Origin of the sequence: Arthrobacter gandavensis, assembly GCF_039528575.1 — a bacterium.
Classification (GTDB): domain Bacteria; phylum Actinomycetota; class Actinomycetes; order Actinomycetales; family Micrococcaceae; genus Arthrobacter_B; species Arthrobacter_B citreus_B.
Window position 1 is genome coordinate 243,329 of the sequence record NZ_BAAALV010000002.1, and the last position, 15,321, is coordinate 258,649.

Annotated in this window: 12 protein-coding genes; 5 read left to right on the forward strand and 7 right to left on the reverse strand. The window is 64.5% G+C overall.

From position 1 onward, the window contains the following. Nucleotides 1-1,370 precede the first annotated feature (1,370 nt). The 7 genes from ABFX29_RS04355 to ABFX29_RS04385 all read right to left on the reverse strand — a co-directional run bounded on the left by ABFX29_RS04355 (nucleotide 1,371) and on the right by ABFX29_RS04385 (nucleotide 8,976). A complete protein-coding gene (locus ABFX29_RS04355) occupies nucleotides 1,371-1,949 on the reverse strand; it encodes a dihydrofolate reductase family protein (protein ID WP_152225186.1) in 579 nt (192 codons plus the stop codon). Nucleotides 1,950-2,259: 310 nt separating this feature from the next. Then, nucleotides 2,260-3,447 carry a peptidoglycan-binding protein gene (locus ABFX29_RS04360; protein WP_152225189.1) on the reverse strand — a complete coding sequence of 396 codons (1,188 nt, stop codon included), beginning with the start codon at nucleotides 3,445-3,447 and terminating at the stop codon, nucleotides 2,260-2,262. An 8-nt stretch (nucleotides 3,448-3,455) separates the two neighbouring features. Further along, nucleotides 3,456-3,782 (reverse strand): thioredoxin, encoded by a 327-nt coding sequence (gene trxA, locus ABFX29_RS04365; protein WP_055242830.1) that lies wholly within the window; start codon nucleotides 3,780-3,782, stop codon nucleotides 3,456-3,458. 22 nt (nucleotides 3,783-3,804) lie between these two features. Then, nucleotides 3,805-4,794 (reverse strand): thioredoxin-disulfide reductase, encoded by a 990-nt coding sequence (trxB, locus tag ABFX29_RS04370; protein ID WP_152227168.1) that lies wholly within the window; start codon nucleotides 4,792-4,794, stop codon nucleotides 3,805-3,807. A 228-nt stretch (nucleotides 4,795-5,022) separates the two neighbouring features. Continuing rightward, complete coding sequence (locus ABFX29_RS04375; protein WP_152225191.1) at nucleotides 5,023-6,543, reverse strand: discoidin/SUN/FTP domain-containing protein; 1,521 nt, start codon at nucleotides 6,541-6,543, stop codon at nucleotides 5,023-5,025. A gap of 166 nt (nucleotides 6,544-6,709) precedes the next feature. After that, nucleotides 6,710-8,377, reverse strand: a complete 1,668-nt coding sequence (murJ, locus tag ABFX29_RS04380; protein ID WP_246167192.1) for a murein biosynthesis integral membrane protein MurJ — start codon at nucleotides 8,375-8,377, stop codon at nucleotides 6,710-6,712. A gap of 68 nt (nucleotides 8,378-8,445) precedes the next feature. Beyond that, on the reverse strand, nucleotides 8,446-8,976 hold the full coding sequence (locus ABFX29_RS04385) for an NUDIX hydrolase (RefSeq protein WP_152225193.1): 531 nt from the start codon (nucleotides 8,974-8,976) through the stop codon (nucleotides 8,446-8,448). Between the two features lie 143 nt (nucleotides 8,977-9,119). Here ABFX29_RS04385 and ABFX29_RS04390 point away from each other — a divergent pair, with 143 nt between their 5' ends. The 5 genes from ABFX29_RS04390 (at nucleotide 9,120) to ABFX29_RS04410 (ending at nucleotide 15,275) form a co-directional block, all read left to right on the forward strand. Next, nucleotides 9,120-10,601 (forward strand): CCA tRNA nucleotidyltransferase, encoded by a 1,482-nt coding sequence (locus ABFX29_RS04390; protein ID WP_152225195.1) that lies wholly within the window; start codon nucleotides 9,120-9,122, stop codon nucleotides 10,599-10,601. Continuing rightward, entirely contained in the window at nucleotides 10,598-11,251 is a 654-nt protein-coding gene (locus ABFX29_RS04395; protein WP_152225197.1) for a histidine phosphatase family protein, read from the forward strand. Before ABFX29_RS04390 ends, ABFX29_RS04395 begins: the two co-directional genes overlap by 4 nt. Before the next feature lie 612 nt (nucleotides 11,252-11,863). Further along, a complete protein-coding gene (locus tag ABFX29_RS04400) occupies nucleotides 11,864-12,169 on the forward strand; it encodes a hypothetical protein (protein WP_152225199.1) in 306 nt (101 codons plus the stop codon). A gap of 128 nt (nucleotides 12,170-12,297) precedes the next feature. Then, a complete protein-coding gene (gene mshA / locus ABFX29_RS04405; protein ID WP_152225201.1) occupies nucleotides 12,298-13,542 on the forward strand; it encodes a D-inositol-3-phosphate glycosyltransferase in 1,245 nt (414 codons plus the stop codon). A 65-nt stretch (nucleotides 13,543-13,607) separates the two neighbouring features. After that, complete coding sequence (locus ABFX29_RS04410) at nucleotides 13,608-15,275, forward strand: formate--tetrahydrofolate ligase (RefSeq protein WP_152225203.1); 1,668 nt, start codon at nucleotides 13,608-13,610, stop codon at nucleotides 15,273-15,275. The last annotated feature ends 46 nt before the right edge of the window (nucleotides 15,276-15,321 follow it).

Below are 15,321 nucleotides of genomic sequence, written 5' to 3' on the forward strand. Positions count from 1 at the left end.
CAATCTGGCCTGGTGAGTTAGCGCTCTCAGGCTCAGCGACATTCTGGGTTGGGGCCTATTCCCTGACGATGTAACGGAGGTAGCTGGCCGGGTAGAGCACGCTGGAGCGCGCCAGCCAGCTGGTCAAGAAGCACTGCGGCGGCCTCGGGGCGGTCGGCGTCCAATCCAGATGTGCGGCAGACGCGCGAGAGTGCCGCCATTGTTCTCTTGGGTCCTGCACAAGAAAGCCGAAACTCATTTTCCATGCCTCAGCAGGGATGGGGTATCGCCGAGCAACAATGCTTGGCCTCCTCGGTCAGGGCACTTCAGGCAGCAGCCCTACCCCGCTGTCTGCCAGCAGGCCCGCGCACGACTCCTTGACCACTCGTAAGCCGGTGCTCGGTTTCACGTGAAACGCCGGGAGCAATGGCTCTTCTTGCCGCAAACGTCCGGTATCCGGTGTCCCTCCAGCGGCGTTGGCGGGTTGGTGCCACCGACTTTGGATAGTCCCTTCGAGGACTCCTTTGGAAGCGGTGTTTAGCCCACAAACCGAACGGGACGAACGAAATCGGCTCAACAGAGTAACGGAAGAACCAAAAGGTCCAGCACCAGCAGACCTGTGTGCCAGTTGGAGGTGTTCACCCTCGGCTAGCCCCTGCCCTGTTGTCGACTTCACGCTGGCATCATGTATTGGGCAAGACTGACTCCCAGTCCCACGGTGCGGACTTCCGACAAGGACCACAGGACAGGTGCCGGCAGAACTCACGGGTCCGGTTCCGTCGGCGGCCCGCAGGTTCGACCTAGAGACTCCATTGCATCGGGACAGGTCATGCACGCCTGGCCACCCCGGCCGGCTGGGCTGGTGTGAAACCAGCGGATGACTTGGGAACTGCAACAGTATGTGGGTGCGGTCTGAGTGGATCCTGCAGGTGTAAATGGCAGGCCAGACATGAAGCCAGCTAAATAAGACTGGACCCGCACCGATGCGGGTAGTCTCGACGAGCTGTTTCACGTGAAACACATCCCGCCCACATGGACAGGGATGCTGGGCGTACCCCACCTAACAGGCACGCTGCGCGCACACCACAAAACAGGCACGCTGCGCGCACACCACCTCGTCCGCCGCCTCCGGAAATACAGCGGACCTTCACGGACATAGGCCGCTACCAGCAGGGCCTGAAGAATCCCGCTGGTGATCCCGAAGCTCAAGGCAACCATAAAGGTGAGCGGCGCCGAGCACCCGTTGGCTGAGAGCACGCGAGACAGCACGAGCCGAGACAGCACTCAGCACTAAGTACTATTTCTGGATTAGCCAAGTAACCGGCCTGGAACACCGAGTAATTTCTCAAGGGATCATGCGTAGGGATTGACCGTCAGCAGGTATCTACCGCTCAGTGGCTGACGCTATACCGCAAGTGGAGAACTCGGTTGCCTGCCACCACGTGAGGATCGCCCAGGGAACGCGGCACATCGACGGCCCCAAAGAACGGTCTGCCGGATCCGAGGACGACAGGAGCAACATCCATTCGAACCTCGTCAACGAGACCGGCCGCGAGTACCTGCCCTCCGACGTCGCCCGCGGCGACTTCCACAATCCGGTCGCCGGCAAGCTCTTTGGCTTTGGCAACAGCTTCTTCCACCCCGCCGACAAAGAAGAACGATCCGCGGGGGTTCCAGCCCTCCGGGGGAGGCCTGTGCGTCACCACGACCATATGGTCCACGCCCGAAGGGGGCGTGCCGTCCCAGCCATCCGTCAGGTCAAACACACGGCGGCCGGCAATCGTCACACCGATCCGGTCCCAGTAGGCCGTGGTGTAGTCGAAGGAGGGCTGTGAGACCATAAGCTGCCCGTCAGTACCGAGCGGGACGTCACCGCTGGAGAGCCACTCGAACAATGTCCCCGGCTGGTCGTGTTCATCGGCAATATAGCCGTCAACGGAGACGGAGCCGTACATGACCACCTGGCTCATGCCGCTCTCCTTAGCTAGCTTCGGGTGAGCTCAAAATACAGGTCAAGGGTCCCAGCCGCTAGGGGCGAAGATTGCACAGATTGTGCCGATATCCGTCTAGCGTGGTCAGGCCGGGCCCGGTCCTCCGCGAATCGGCGGCACCGCGCCACTTGGCGCACACATCCGGATTCCATCAGCACGGCAACCCATTTGCTCAGTACGAAGGCAGATCTCCCGGGGACCCAGTAACGGAATGCGACATGGTTTCCGGAGAGGACAGAGCGATGCCGTGCAGACCGGACCCGGTCTGCACGGCATTTACAGGTGGTTGCTACAGGCCGGAAACCCTGCGGCGGTCTTCCATGGGGTTGAACCGGCTGACGTCATCCAGGGCGAGGGTGCCGGTGGGCTGGTCTTCCTCCTCCAGGAGGTACAGGCGCTGGATAGCAATGACAATCGAGTCCGCCACTGTTTGCCGGAATACGGGATCGGCGAGCCGGTGCGCGTCGTGGAAGTTGCTGAGGTACCCAAGGTCGATGCCCACGGAGGGGATGCCCGGCAGCTTGAGTGTGTCCCAGGTGCGGGCATGGACCCCAAGGCTTGCCATATCGGTGCGTGCGGCAAGTTCCTTGATCATAAGGATGGCTGCACGCTGGCCGATGGGGGACCGCGGCTCACCGGTGACGGGCAGGCCCCAGTAGTAGGCGGCAATGCCTGACGCCGCCGGCTGGTCCAGCCAGTCGCAGTGGATGTTCACGTTCAGGCTTGGTGTGCGGCCCGGAGTTTCCTCGGCGGCGGCAGCGGCATCGAACTCCACTACCTCGGCACCAAACTCCCGCAGGATGCGCTCCACCCGTACGCGGACATCAGTGGCCACGAGGAGTTCGGTGAGTGGCTCTCCGGTCAGCCGTTCGGTGACGTGCTCGGAGGAGGTCGTGGATTTCCCGGTGTTCAGGGTGATGGTGCGTCCGCGCAGGGCCGCCGTGGAACGGTCCAACCGTTCGTAGTCACGCAGCGCGTAGGCCTGGCTGGGTGAAATAGCCCGGTTGACGCGTGACATGGCAGTCATCGTGTCGCCGTCGCACACTCCGGTGCCGGGGATCCCCAGGTTTTCCTGCAGCTCTGCCACGGCATAGCGGGTTCGGACCCCAAATTCTCCGTCAATGTGCCCGTAGTAGAAACCAAGGTGAGAGAGGTGCCGCTGCAGCTCAGCGACATCGTCGCCGCGCACTGCAGGCTGGTCCTCGGCGAACGCAAGCACCCGGTCGCCAAAACGGAACTGTGCCTCCGCCAGGGCCCGCTGGGTGTCGGGCCCTGCCACGCCGTCGACAATCAGTCCGCGGCTCTGCTGGAAGGCGCGCACGGCGGCGTCTACATGGTCGTCGAAGACCGCGGGATTATTGACCGAGTCGGGGGCGAGGTAGGACATGGAAATGCCGGCACGCAGCAGCGCTTCACGAAGCGCCACCACGCGCCGGCTGGAGTCCAGCCTCCGCAGACTCTCGTCCGTCGGATGCATAGTGGGACCTACTTCAGGTAGGCCGCGAATTCCTGCTCAAGGACCTGCTTCGGCTTCGCGCCGATAGACGTGGCCGCAACCTCACCGCCCTTGAAGACGTAGACCGCCGGAATGGAGGTGATGCCATACTTGGCCGCGATGGCGGGGTTGTCATCCACGTTGACCTTCACGACGTCCACCTTGTCCGAGTACTCAGCGGCGATGTCATCCAGGATGGGGGAGAGCATGCGGCACGGTCCGCACCACTCGGCCCAGAAATCCACGATGACCGGCTTGTCGGCTGCCAGCACGTCGGTGCTGAACGAGGAATCCGTTACGTCTTTGGCGTTGCTCATGGTTCTTGCTCCTTGTGGATCTCTAGACGGAAGCGTTTTCGGAAACGGTTTCCGACGCCGGGGTGGGAACGGTGGCTGCGGTCGCCGCGGAGGCAACGTCTGCCAGGTAATGCTCGACGTCGAGGGCGGCTACGCAGCCGGACCCGGCGGCGGTGATGGCCTGGCGGTAGGTCGGGTCGATAACGTCGCCGGCGGCGAAGACGCCCGGGAGGGAGGTCTTCGAGGTGCGTCCCTGGACGGCGATGGTACCGGCTTCGGTCAGTTCCAGCTGCTCGCGGACCAGGTCTACGCGCGGGTCGTTGCCGATCGCCACGAAGATACCGGTTACGGCGAGTTCGGACTCTGCTCCGTCAACCGTGTTGCGAAGCCGCAGGCCCGTGACCTTGTCTTCGCCGTGGATACCAACAACCTCGGAATCCCAGACGAAGCGGATCTTCTCGTTTGCCAGGGCACGGTCCTGCATGATCTTGGAAGCGCGGAGCGTGTTGCGGCGGTGAACGATGGTTACCGAGGAAGCGAATTTGGTAAGGAACAGTGCCTCTTCCAGTGCGGAGTCCCCGCCGCCGATCACGGCGATGTCCTGGCCCTTGAAGAAGAAACCGTCGCAGGTTGCGCACCAGCTCACGCCGCGGCCGGAAAGCCGCTTCTCATCGTCGAGTCCCAGCTCGCGGTAGGCGGAGCCGGTGGAGATGATCACCGAGCGGGCCAGGAAGGTTTCCCCGGTACCGATGGTCACCTTCTTGATGTCGCCGGCAAGGTCCACCGAGGTGACGTCCTCAAAGAGGATCTCGGTACCGAACCGGTCGGCCTGCTTCTCGAGGCCTGCCATCAGGTCAGGACCCATGATGCCTTCCGGGAAGCCCGGGAAGTTCTCCACGTCAGTGGTGTTCATCAGTTCGCCGCCGGCGGTGACCGAGCTGGCGATCAGCAGAGGCTTGAGGTTCGCCCGGGCCGTGTAAATGGCGGCGGTGTAACCGGAAGGGCCGGATCCAACGATGATGACATCTCGGATTTCCTGGCCGGAACCAGCGGCTTCGGGACGAATATCTGTGCTCACGTGCTGTGAACCTCTTTCCTGGTGTTTCCTTGGCTTTTTGGAGTTCCGGTAGAACGATGCTGGCGGAACACTTCGAACCGCTAACCACACCTCACAACACTGACAGGGAACAGCTTATTCCGAATGGCTCCCGCGTCACATGATGGGCTGCCGGGCCGGTTCCCGGCAGCCTGAATGCGTGGATCAGGACACTCCGATTTCAGCGATACGAAGGCCCCAGGGATACTCCGCCTGCACTCCGCTGAGGCGTGGCAGCTGGGTGAAGTTGATGATCACGTAACTCGCCGACGCCGGTTCCCCGTCCGGGCCCTTGGGCACGGTGATGGAGGTGGTCGGTCCGGTGAAGCCGCTCTGTGCCACAGTGGTGGCTCCGTCCAGGGAAGGGGAGTCGTTGAGCATCACGGAGAAGTTGCCGCCGCTGCCGTTCAGCTGGGTGATGTCCACCTTGGTGATGGCGGATTCCTCTTCCAGTTCCACGACGAGGGCCAGGCTCGGTGCGAGGCCGCCGAAGGTATCCGAGGCATAGACGTAGCTGGACCAGTAGCTGGCCGCATTGCCGTCGATGATCTGCGGCAGGGCGGCGTCGTTCACCGAATCGAGTTCCTGGTTCCCGGGGACCAGCCGTGTGATTCCCGCGGTGACGGGGGCAGGAAGCGCCGCACCGGGGACATCGGCAGGTTCCTCGGTGGTTGCCGGTGACTGGGCAACCGTCGCCGAGGGATCATCGGAGGCGAACATGTCCCCGACCCGGCCAAGGTTGCTGAAGACGAGCACCACTGCCACCAGCAGGATGACGCTGAGGATGCCGCCTACCAGGAGGCGCCCGGATTTCCGGTCGCCGCCCCGGGCTGGCTGGTCGTCATCGTCGTCGTAGCCGTCGTACTCTTCCTCGGCTTCGTATTCCGCACCCAGAGCCGTGCGCGGGAAGTTCGAGGCCCTGCGGTCTCCGGAACCGGCCGTTGCATAGCCTTCGGCCGGGAAATCGTCCTCGTCTTCCCAGCGGCTCACCTTGGGTGACTGCACGGGGGTGTCGCGGGTTGGCGCCGAGTAGGCGGCTGTGCGCGGGCTCTGGCTGGGCGGCGGAGGCACGACGGCGGCACCCGTTGCGGCCTCGGCGGGGGCCTCCTGCGGGCCACCGTATTCCAGGTCCCGTTCAGCTTCTGCCTCAGCACCTGCCCCGGCAGCTCCTGCCGCGCCGGCACCGGTTGCCCCGGCTGCGCGCCCGAAGCGCGGAAGGTGGGGCTTGGGCAGGTTGGAGAGCAGCGGCTTGCGGTCCCTCGGAGCGTGCTCTTCGACGTAGCGGTCTTCCTCGACCGTCTCCGGTTCACGCGAGCGGGCTACGCCGAAGATCTCCGACCCGAGTGTGTCCGTAAAGAACGGCTCCACGTAGGGCGCGTCGCGCTCGATGACCAGGTCAAGCAGGTCGGCAGCGCTGCCGTTTGAAGTGACCAGGTAGGTGCGTCCGTCACTGACGCCCAGATCGAGGATCTGGACCGTGGAGTGACGCTCGCCAATCGCGATTTCGCGGGCGCTGGCGCTGACCTGGCTGGCGTTCTGGGGTGCAGCGACGAGGATGCTCACGGCACGGTTGAGCACCTGGTCCACGCCGTCGAGGACGAGGTCATTCTCTGCTGAGGCCAGGACCTGTGCGGTGACCTTGTATCGGCCGCCCAGCACTGAACCAGCATTTACCGGCTGTGGCACGTGTTCCTCCCGTGGAAACGGCTGTGACTGCAAGCTGTGTTGCCACCGGCGCCGGTAGGGCGGCCGGTGTGGACCAAGGCAGTATCTTCAGGGCCAAACCCATCCGGTACTGCCCACTTTGTACCCATGCTACCCGCGCGGGGAGCCAAAGCCTGAGTTGGTCGTCTTAGCCCCGGCGCTGGATCTTGGCCAGAAGCGGTTTAAGGAGGGCGTCGAGCTCCCGGACTTTCAGCACCCGCAGCATGGCGAAATAGACGGCGGCCATCAGCGCGCCGCAGATCATCAGGACCACGGTGGCAGTGGAGAGGGAACGCCAGGCGAAGCCGTCGGCGCTGTATCCGCCCAGGAGGGCAAGTCCAGCGGCGCCGGCGGCAGCGGAGACAAGAGCGGCAACGGTGAGCCGCACGTGGACGTCGAAGATGTGTCCTGCCCCGTAGCTGCCCAGTTTGCGGGTAAGGAAAACATGGCTGAGCACCACGGCGGCAATGTTTCCTATCGAGTAGGCGATCGCCAGGCCATAGACGATCCGGTCCGCTGGAAGGGCAGCTGCGCCCAGCGCCAGGCCGATGCCCAGGACGGCGAGGATCACCTGCATGATCATTGGTGTCTTGGCGTCTTCGTTGGCGTAGAAGGCCCTGTTCATGAGGAAGGTGGCGCTGAGGAACGGTGAGCTTACGGCCAGGAGGACGAGCACCTGCCCCTGGATCGCCGCAGAAGCGTTCGAACCGCCGCCGAACCACATGCCGATTGGTCCGGCGAGTACCACCATGACTGCGGCACAGAACACCGTGGCTACGCCAATGACACGCAGGCCGCGCGAAATAGTGGCCCGAACGGCGTCGAGGTTCCTTTCCACATACGCGTGGGACATGCGGTTAAAAAGAACGGTGGCCAGCGAGAGGGCGATGACTGAGTGCGGAATGATGTACAGCATTGCCGCAGTCTCAAGGTTGACCTGCCCGGCGATCTGCTGCGGCGGATCCATCGCCAGGAACGCGGGCCTGGCATCGGTGGCGATCGTGGCCACATTTGTGTAGACGAGGTAGGCCCCGTTACCCACCAGCATGGTGATGATGGTCCATTTGGCCACCCGGGCGGTATCTCCCAGCCCTACGCCGCGCAGGCCAAAGGAAGGCCGCAGGCCCAGCCCCAGCTTCTTCAGCGGGAACAGCAGGACCAGTGCCTGCATGGCAACGCCGAGCGTGGTGCTGCCGGCCAGGATCAAGGTGGCCGTGGGCGTCCAGTTATCCGGTGAGAACTGTTCCGTGGTTTCCCTGCCGATCAGGGAAATGAACAGAATCAGCCCGCCGATCGCCACCAGGTTGTTGACCACGGGCGCCCACATATAGGCGCCGAAGCGGCCATTGGCGTTCAGTACCTGGCCGATCACGGCGTAGGCGCCGTAGAAGAATATCTGCGGCATCAGCCAGTAAGCGAACGTGGTGGCCAGGGCCAGCTGGTCCCCGGTCAGGCGGGTAATCAGGGGAAGAATGAGCGGAGCGGCAACGGTAACCACAAGGGCAACAGCGGCCAGGAACATCAGGCTCAGCGTCATGATCCGCGACACGTAGTCGGTGCCGCGGTCTTCGCGTTTGCTGGCCTTGATGATCTGCGGGACCAGCACGGCGTTGAAGACGCCGCCGGCTACCAGCAGGTAGATGAAGTTGGGCAGGACGTTGGCGACGCCGAAGAGGTCGGTGACGCCGGCAGTGCTGCCAATCGCTACCGCTAGCAGGGAGGTACGGACCAGCCCGAGTACACGGGAGACCATGGTTCCCGCGGCCATCACGGCACTGGAGCGGGCGGTACTGGGAGCAGGATTCTGTACGGCCATTATGTCCTTATGCTCTCACCCGTTGGGCCCTTTTCCTCAAAACCGGGGGCTGGCCGCCCCGCGCGGCGTCAGCGGTACTTGGGCAGGACTTCGCGGGCCAGATCGGCGATACGGCGCTCATTGGGGAAGGACAGGCGCCTGCCCAGGACTGCCAGCGGAACCCAGGCGACGTCCACTGCCTCGTGGTCCGGATCATTCTCGATGGTCAGTTCCCCGCCTACGGCTTCGAGGAGGTAGTGGTGCACTGTCTTGTGCACCCGGTGCCCGCTCACGGTGAACCAGTAGTCGATGCTGCCCAGCGGCGTGAGGATCCGTCCGTCGATCCCGGTTTCCTCGGCGATCTCCCTCACCGCGGCCTGCTCGTTGTCTTCTGCGTCCTCGGGATGGCCCTTGGGCAGGCACCATTCAAGGCGGCCGCCGCGGTTGAGCCGGGCGATGATCGCTACGGGCAGGTCGGGATCCGTGCAGTTGACCACAATTCCGCCGGCGGAAACTTCTTCCACTGTGGGAAGTGCCGCATGTGCCGGATGCGCGGCTGAGCTGCCCATTGACGCTGTCAATGGGGTCCGCTTGGGCGCACTCGGGACGGGATGGGCCATACCCCCACTGTAACTATCTTTGCCTGCCGATGATGACCGTTCACAGCTGGACCCCTTGGCACCGCGCCAACCCCGGCGTGTCCGGGCCGCGGAGCGGACGCATTGTCCGCAGGGGCTGGATTATCTGGCACGCTTAAAGCACTATGGCGCACCTTTCCGACAGTTCATTTCCCATCACCGAGCTCCCCGGCGTGATCGAGCAGCTCGGGGAGCTCTTCCAGGCCGCCGGGTTCGAACTCTCCCTGGTGGGCGGGCCGGTACGTGACCTGTTCCTGGGCCGGGTATCCCCGGACCTGGACTTCACCACCAATGCCCGTCCTGATGACATCATTGCGGTGACCCGGCGCTGGTGCGACACGTACTGGGAGATGGGCCGGGAATTCGGCACGATCGGGATGCGCAAGGACGGCTTCCAGATTGAAATAACCACTTACCGCTCCGAGGCTTACGACCCTGAGTCACGCAAGCCGGTCGTAGCCTTCGGGGACCGCCTCGAGGACGACCTGTACCGGCGCGACTTCACCATGAACGCCATGGCCCTGCGGCTGCCGCAGATGGAGCTGGTGGATCCCTACGGCGGCGTCCGTGACCTCCACGAAGGAATCGTGCGCACCCCGGGGGCGCCGTCGTCCTCTTTCTCCGACGACCCGCTGCGGATGATGCGGGCCGCCCGGTTCGCCTCCCAGCTAGGCGTCACCGTGGCACCGGAAGTCTTCGAAGCCATGAAGGATATGGCCGGGCGGATCGAGATCATTTCTGCCGAGCGTGTCCGGGACGAACTGGTGAAACTGATCAACGGCAAGACGCCGGCCGACGGCGTGGACCTGCTGGTGGAAAGCGGCCTGGCTGAGTACGTTCTCCCGGAAGTGGCCGCCCTGCGCCTGGAAATCGACGAACACCACCGCCACAAGGACGTGTACCAGCACTCCCTCACCGTCCTGCGGCAGGCCTGCGACCTGGAGACAGGCCCTGAGGGCGAGGTGCCCGCCCCGGACTTCGTGCTTCGTTTCGCGGCGCTGATGCACGACGTCGGCAAGCCGGCCACACGGCGCTTCGAAGGCACGGGCGCGGTGAGCTTCCTGCACCATGACGTAGTGGGAGCAAAGCTCACCGCCAAGCGCATGAAGGCGCTGCGGTTCGACAATGACACCATCAAGGCCGTCTCCCGGCTCGTAGAGCTGCACATGCGCTTCTACGGCTACGGCGATGCCGGCTGGAGCGACTCCGCCGTGCGCCGCTACGTTACGGACGCCGGTCCGCTGCTGCAGCGCCTGCACCGGCTGACACGTTCGGACGTCACCACACGAAACCGGCGGAAGGCCGAGAGGCTGGCGTTCGCGTACGACGACCTCGAAGCCCGGATCGAGAAGCTGGCTGAGCAGGAAGAGCTCGCCTCCATCCGCCCGGACCTGGACGGCAGCCAGATCATGGAACTGCTGGGCATCCGGCCCGGCCCGGTGGTGGGCCGCGCGTACCGCTTCCTGCTCGAAGAACGCATGGAGAACGGCCCCGGCGCGCCGGGGGAAGCCGAAGCGAAGCTGCGTCAGTGGTGGGAGCAGCAGCCGGAGGCTGCGCAGGCCCAGGAACGTCCCGAACCAGGATCGGCAACAGAAGGAATGTCATGAGCGCACTGAACCTGGGGCCCGCGGTTCCTGACCTGACGCCGGCGGGCACCCCGCTGCCCATCCTGTGGCTGGTGCGCCACGGCGAAACCGAATGGTCCCGGCAGGGCAACTACACCGGACTCACGGACATTCCCCTGACTCCGGAGGGTGAAGCCCAGGCCACCGCCGCACGGGAGAAGATTGGCGACGTCGAATTCGACCGTGTTTTTTCGTCCCCCCTGATCCGTGCCAGGCGTACGGCCGAACTGCTGGGCCATCCCGCTCCTGAAGTGCTGCCGCACGCGCACGAATGGGACTACGGCCGGAACGAGGGGCGGCGGAACACCGACGTCCGTGCGGAGAACCCCGGCTACATCATCTGGAACGACGGCGTTCCGGGCGGTGAGACGCTGGCCCAGGTCGCGGCACGGGCGGACCGCATCATCTCCACGGTGCAGGCGGGCTGCGGCACCTCCATGGACCAGGAACCGGATTCAGCTCCCATTGAGCGCGCCCTGCTGGTGGCCCACGGCCACTTCCTGCGGATACTGGCTGCCCGCTGGCTGGGACTTGCTCCCGACGCCGGGCGGCACCTGGTTCTGGGAACGGCCGCTGTCTGCGTCCTGGGCTGGGATAAGCACACTCCCGCGATCCTTAAATGGAATATGTAGGAAGCTTTTTAAAAGTTTTTACAGAAAAGGCTTGGCAGGCGCGGCCCCGCCGGGTTATATTTTTTTAGCCCGCAAGAATGCGGTGCTATCAGCACCCCGGATATGCATGAATGTTATGCATGGACATGGCTTGCCAAGTCCCGGGGAACGGAGCCACTTAACAGGAGGTGGAGTGTGGTGTTTGATTACACGGATATGTTCCGGCGGACCTCGGTCCCCGCAGTCATCTCCCTTCGGTGGTTCCCGGGCGAAGCGGGCTTTCAGGCCTAAGCTGCATCCCGCGGTGCCGTCCAGCCCCTGCTGCCAGTTCAGCAGCTGAACCGCACCAGGACCCGGGCTCCCGCCGAACGGACCTCGTCTGCACCTGACCGTGCTTCGGCAAAGCAGCCTCGCCGGCGTCTCCACCGCCATCGTTCGCGCCCCCTTGGCCCGTTCAGCGGATCAATCTGCATGGCTGCGTGCCGGCATCCGGAAAATTACATTTGCCTTCCTGCACCCTAAATCAGCAGTTGTAGTTTCCGTGGAGAGCAGGCGCCTTTTTCATCGTCTTTCCAGACGTTTCCCCATTTATCATTCATGTGCTTTTGCGCACCCTTTTCCCGGAGTTTTGCCATGCCTTTTTATAAATTGCCCTCCGCCGGACTGAAGCCGGCAGCCTCTCCTCCCCGCGGCCAGGACACAGCGCGTGCCCGGCACGCCGGCGTACCCGCCGGCGCGGCATTGGCTTCCTACCGGGCAGCACCGTCCCGCCGCCGGGCAGCACCGTCCCGCCGCCAGGTGGCGGCAGGCCTGCTCCGCCTGCTCCTGCGGGCCGTTGCGGTTCGTGCCGCAGCCAGCGGACGGCTGGTGGATGAACAGGAACAGCGTCAGCTGCACCTGCTCAGGCTCAGCGCCCCGGCATCCGTCCACGGGCGGTGAGACTGCACACCCTTACCCGGACTGCCGCGGAATTCCGCGGCAGTCCGGGTGCAAGGAAACAAAGCGGGACCCGTTGGCGTTGTAAGGTCGATAGGTAGGGAACACAGGCCAGCGACGAAGGGAGTGCTGTGCCCCAGGTCAACCGGGTGGCCATGCTCTCGCTGCATACCTCGCCGCTCGAACAGCCTGGTTCCGGCGACGCGGGCGGGATGAATGTCTACGTTCGTTCCGTTGCCGTCGAAATGGCGAAGATGGGCGTGGAAGTGGACATCTTCACGCGTGCCTGCGCACCGGACCAGCCCCATGCCGTTGAACTGGCTCCCGGGGTCACGGTGCACCACGTCACCGCCGGTCCGCGCCGCAAGGTTGCCAAGGAACTTCTTCCCAAACTGGCCGGCGAACTGGCTGAGGGCGTAGCGCGCTCTGCACTGCACGGTCCCCGTTTTGATGCCCTGCACTCCCACTACTGGGTTTCCGGCGTTGCCGGAATCAGCCTCGCCCGGCACTGGGACGTCCCCCTGGTTCACACCATGCACACGATGGCCCGGGTGAAGAACCTGCAGCTCCAGCCGGGTGAAACACCCGAGCCGCAGGTCCGAATCCACGGCGAGCAGGAAATCGTGGACTCCGCCGCCCGGCTGATCGCCAACACCACCACCGAAGCCGATGAACTCGCGGCATGGTACGGGGCGGATCCGGAGTCGATCGACGTGGTTGCCCCCGGGGTGGACCTGGAGGTCTTTTCCCCAGCCGGCCGGTTCGAGGCACGGACCCGCCACAACCTCCGGCGGGGTGAGTTCCACGTGGTCTTCGCCGGACGCATCCAGCGAATGAAAGGTCCGCAGGTCCTGGTGGAATCGGCTGCCCGGCTTCGGGCCTGCCGCCCGGATATTCCGCTTCGCGTCAGCATCCTTGGCGCCCCCAGCGGTTCAGAGGTCCTCGATCTTGAAGCCGCGATCCGTGCCCACGGGCTGGAGGGCGTCGTCCAGCTGCACCCTCCTGTGGCTGCCAGTGACCTGGCCGGATGGTTCAGGTCCGCTGACGTGGTTGCCGTACCTTCTTTCAGCGAATCGTTCGGGCTGGTGGCGCTGGAGGCCCAGGCCTGCGGCACCCCGGTCCTCGCGGCCGACGTCGGCGGCCTGCCGAAAGCCGTCAGTTCCGGACGCACCGGAGTCCTGGTCCAGGGCCATGACCCGTCACGATGGGCTGTTGAACTTGAAACGCTCTACGACCACCGCGCGTGGCGCGGGGAGCTCGGCCGGAGCGCGGCGGAGCACGCGCGGTCCTTCGGCTGGCGCAGGACCGCAGCCCTGACCACGCAGTCCTACCTGCACGCCGCAGAACAGTCCGCAGCCCACGCAGTCGGGAACTGAATACGGTCTCCCGTGCGCGGGTGTGCCGCATTGACGGGCGCCCGTGCCGGTGCCAGCGTTGAGCTATGGCCAATGACCTCGAAATTTCCCGGGCTGCGACGCTGCAGCCCATCACCGACGTCGCACGCTCAGCAGGCATACCTGAGGACGCGCTGGAACTTTACGGACGCTACAAGGCAAAGGTAAATCCTGCCCTGGTGCCCAGGCGGGCAGAGCGCGGCAAGGTTGTGCTGGTAACTGCCATGAGTCCGACACCGGCGGGGGAGGGCAAGTCCACGGTAACCGTTGGACTCGGAGACGCCTTGGCCCGCGCCGGGCAGAAAACGGTGATCGCGCTCCGGGAACCGTCCCTGGGCCCGGTGCTTGGCATGAAAGGCGGCGCCACCGGCGGCGGCTATTCGCAGGTGATACCCATGGAAGAGATCAACCTGCATTTCACCGGGGACTTCCACGCCATCACCAGCGCCAACAACGCCCTGGCCGCCCTGGTGGACAACCACATTTTCCAGGGGAACGAGCTGGGCATCGATCCGCGGCGCATAACGTTCCGCCGGGTCATGGATATGAATGACCGTTCCCTGCGGCACATTGTGGTTGGCCTTGGCGGCCCGGGGCAGGGCACGGTCCGCGAGGACGGGTTCGACATCACCGTGGCCTCGGAGATCATGGCTGTGTTCTGCCTGGCAACGGACATCGAGGACCTGACTGCACGGCTGGCCCGGATCACCGTTGGCTACACCTGGGACCGGAAACCGGTGACCGTGGCGGACCTCAAGGTCCAGGGGGCACTGGCACTGCTGCTCAAGGACGCACTGAAGCCCAACCTGGTGCAGACCATTGCCGGAACTCCGGCGCTGGTCCACGGCGGACCCTTCGCCAACATTGCCCACGGCTGCAACTCGGTGATTGCCACGTCCCTGGGCCGCGACCTTGCCGAGGTGGTGGTTACCGAGGCGGGCTTCGGCGCTGACCTCGGTGCTGAAAAATACATGGACATCACCTCCCGGGTGGCAGACGTGGCTCCCGACGCCGTCGTAGTGGTGGCCACCATCCGTGCACTGAAGATGCACGGAGGAGTGCCCCGGGAACGGTTGGATGAACCCAACCCTGCGGGACTGGAAGCCGGCACCGCAAACCTGCGCAGGCATGTGCGGAACCTTGGCAAGTTCGGATTCTCTCCGGTGGTGGCCATCAACCGCTTCACCACCGACTCCGCGGAGGAGATCGAATGGCTCCTGCAGTGGTGCTCGCAGGAGGGAGTCGATGCCGCCGTGGCCGATGTCTGGGCGCAGGGCGGCGGCGGTCCCGGCGGGGACGACCTCGCAGCCAAGGTGCTGGCCGCGCTGAAACGGAATGTGGATTTCCGTCCGCTGTATCCGCTGCAGATGGGCGTTGCGGAGAAGATCCGAACGGTGGTGCGGGAGATCTACGGAGCAGACGACGTCGAGTTCTCCGTTCCGGCTCTGCGCCGGCTGGAAGAAATTGAAGCCAACGGCTGGGAGAACGTTCCGGTCTGTATGGCGAAGACCCAGTACTCGTTCTCCGACGACGCTGCCAAGCTTGGTGCACCCCAGGGGTTCACCGTCCATGTCCGGGACCTGGTGCCCAAGACCGGGGCAGGGTTCATCGTGGCACTGACTGGTGCGGTCATGACCATGCCCGGGCTGCCCAAGCAGCCCGCCGCGCTGCGAATGGGGGTGGCCGGCGACGGCACGCCGTCGGGCCTCTTCTAGCCTGCCTACCCGCCTAGCCTGCCTACCCCAACGAGATAGCAGAAAG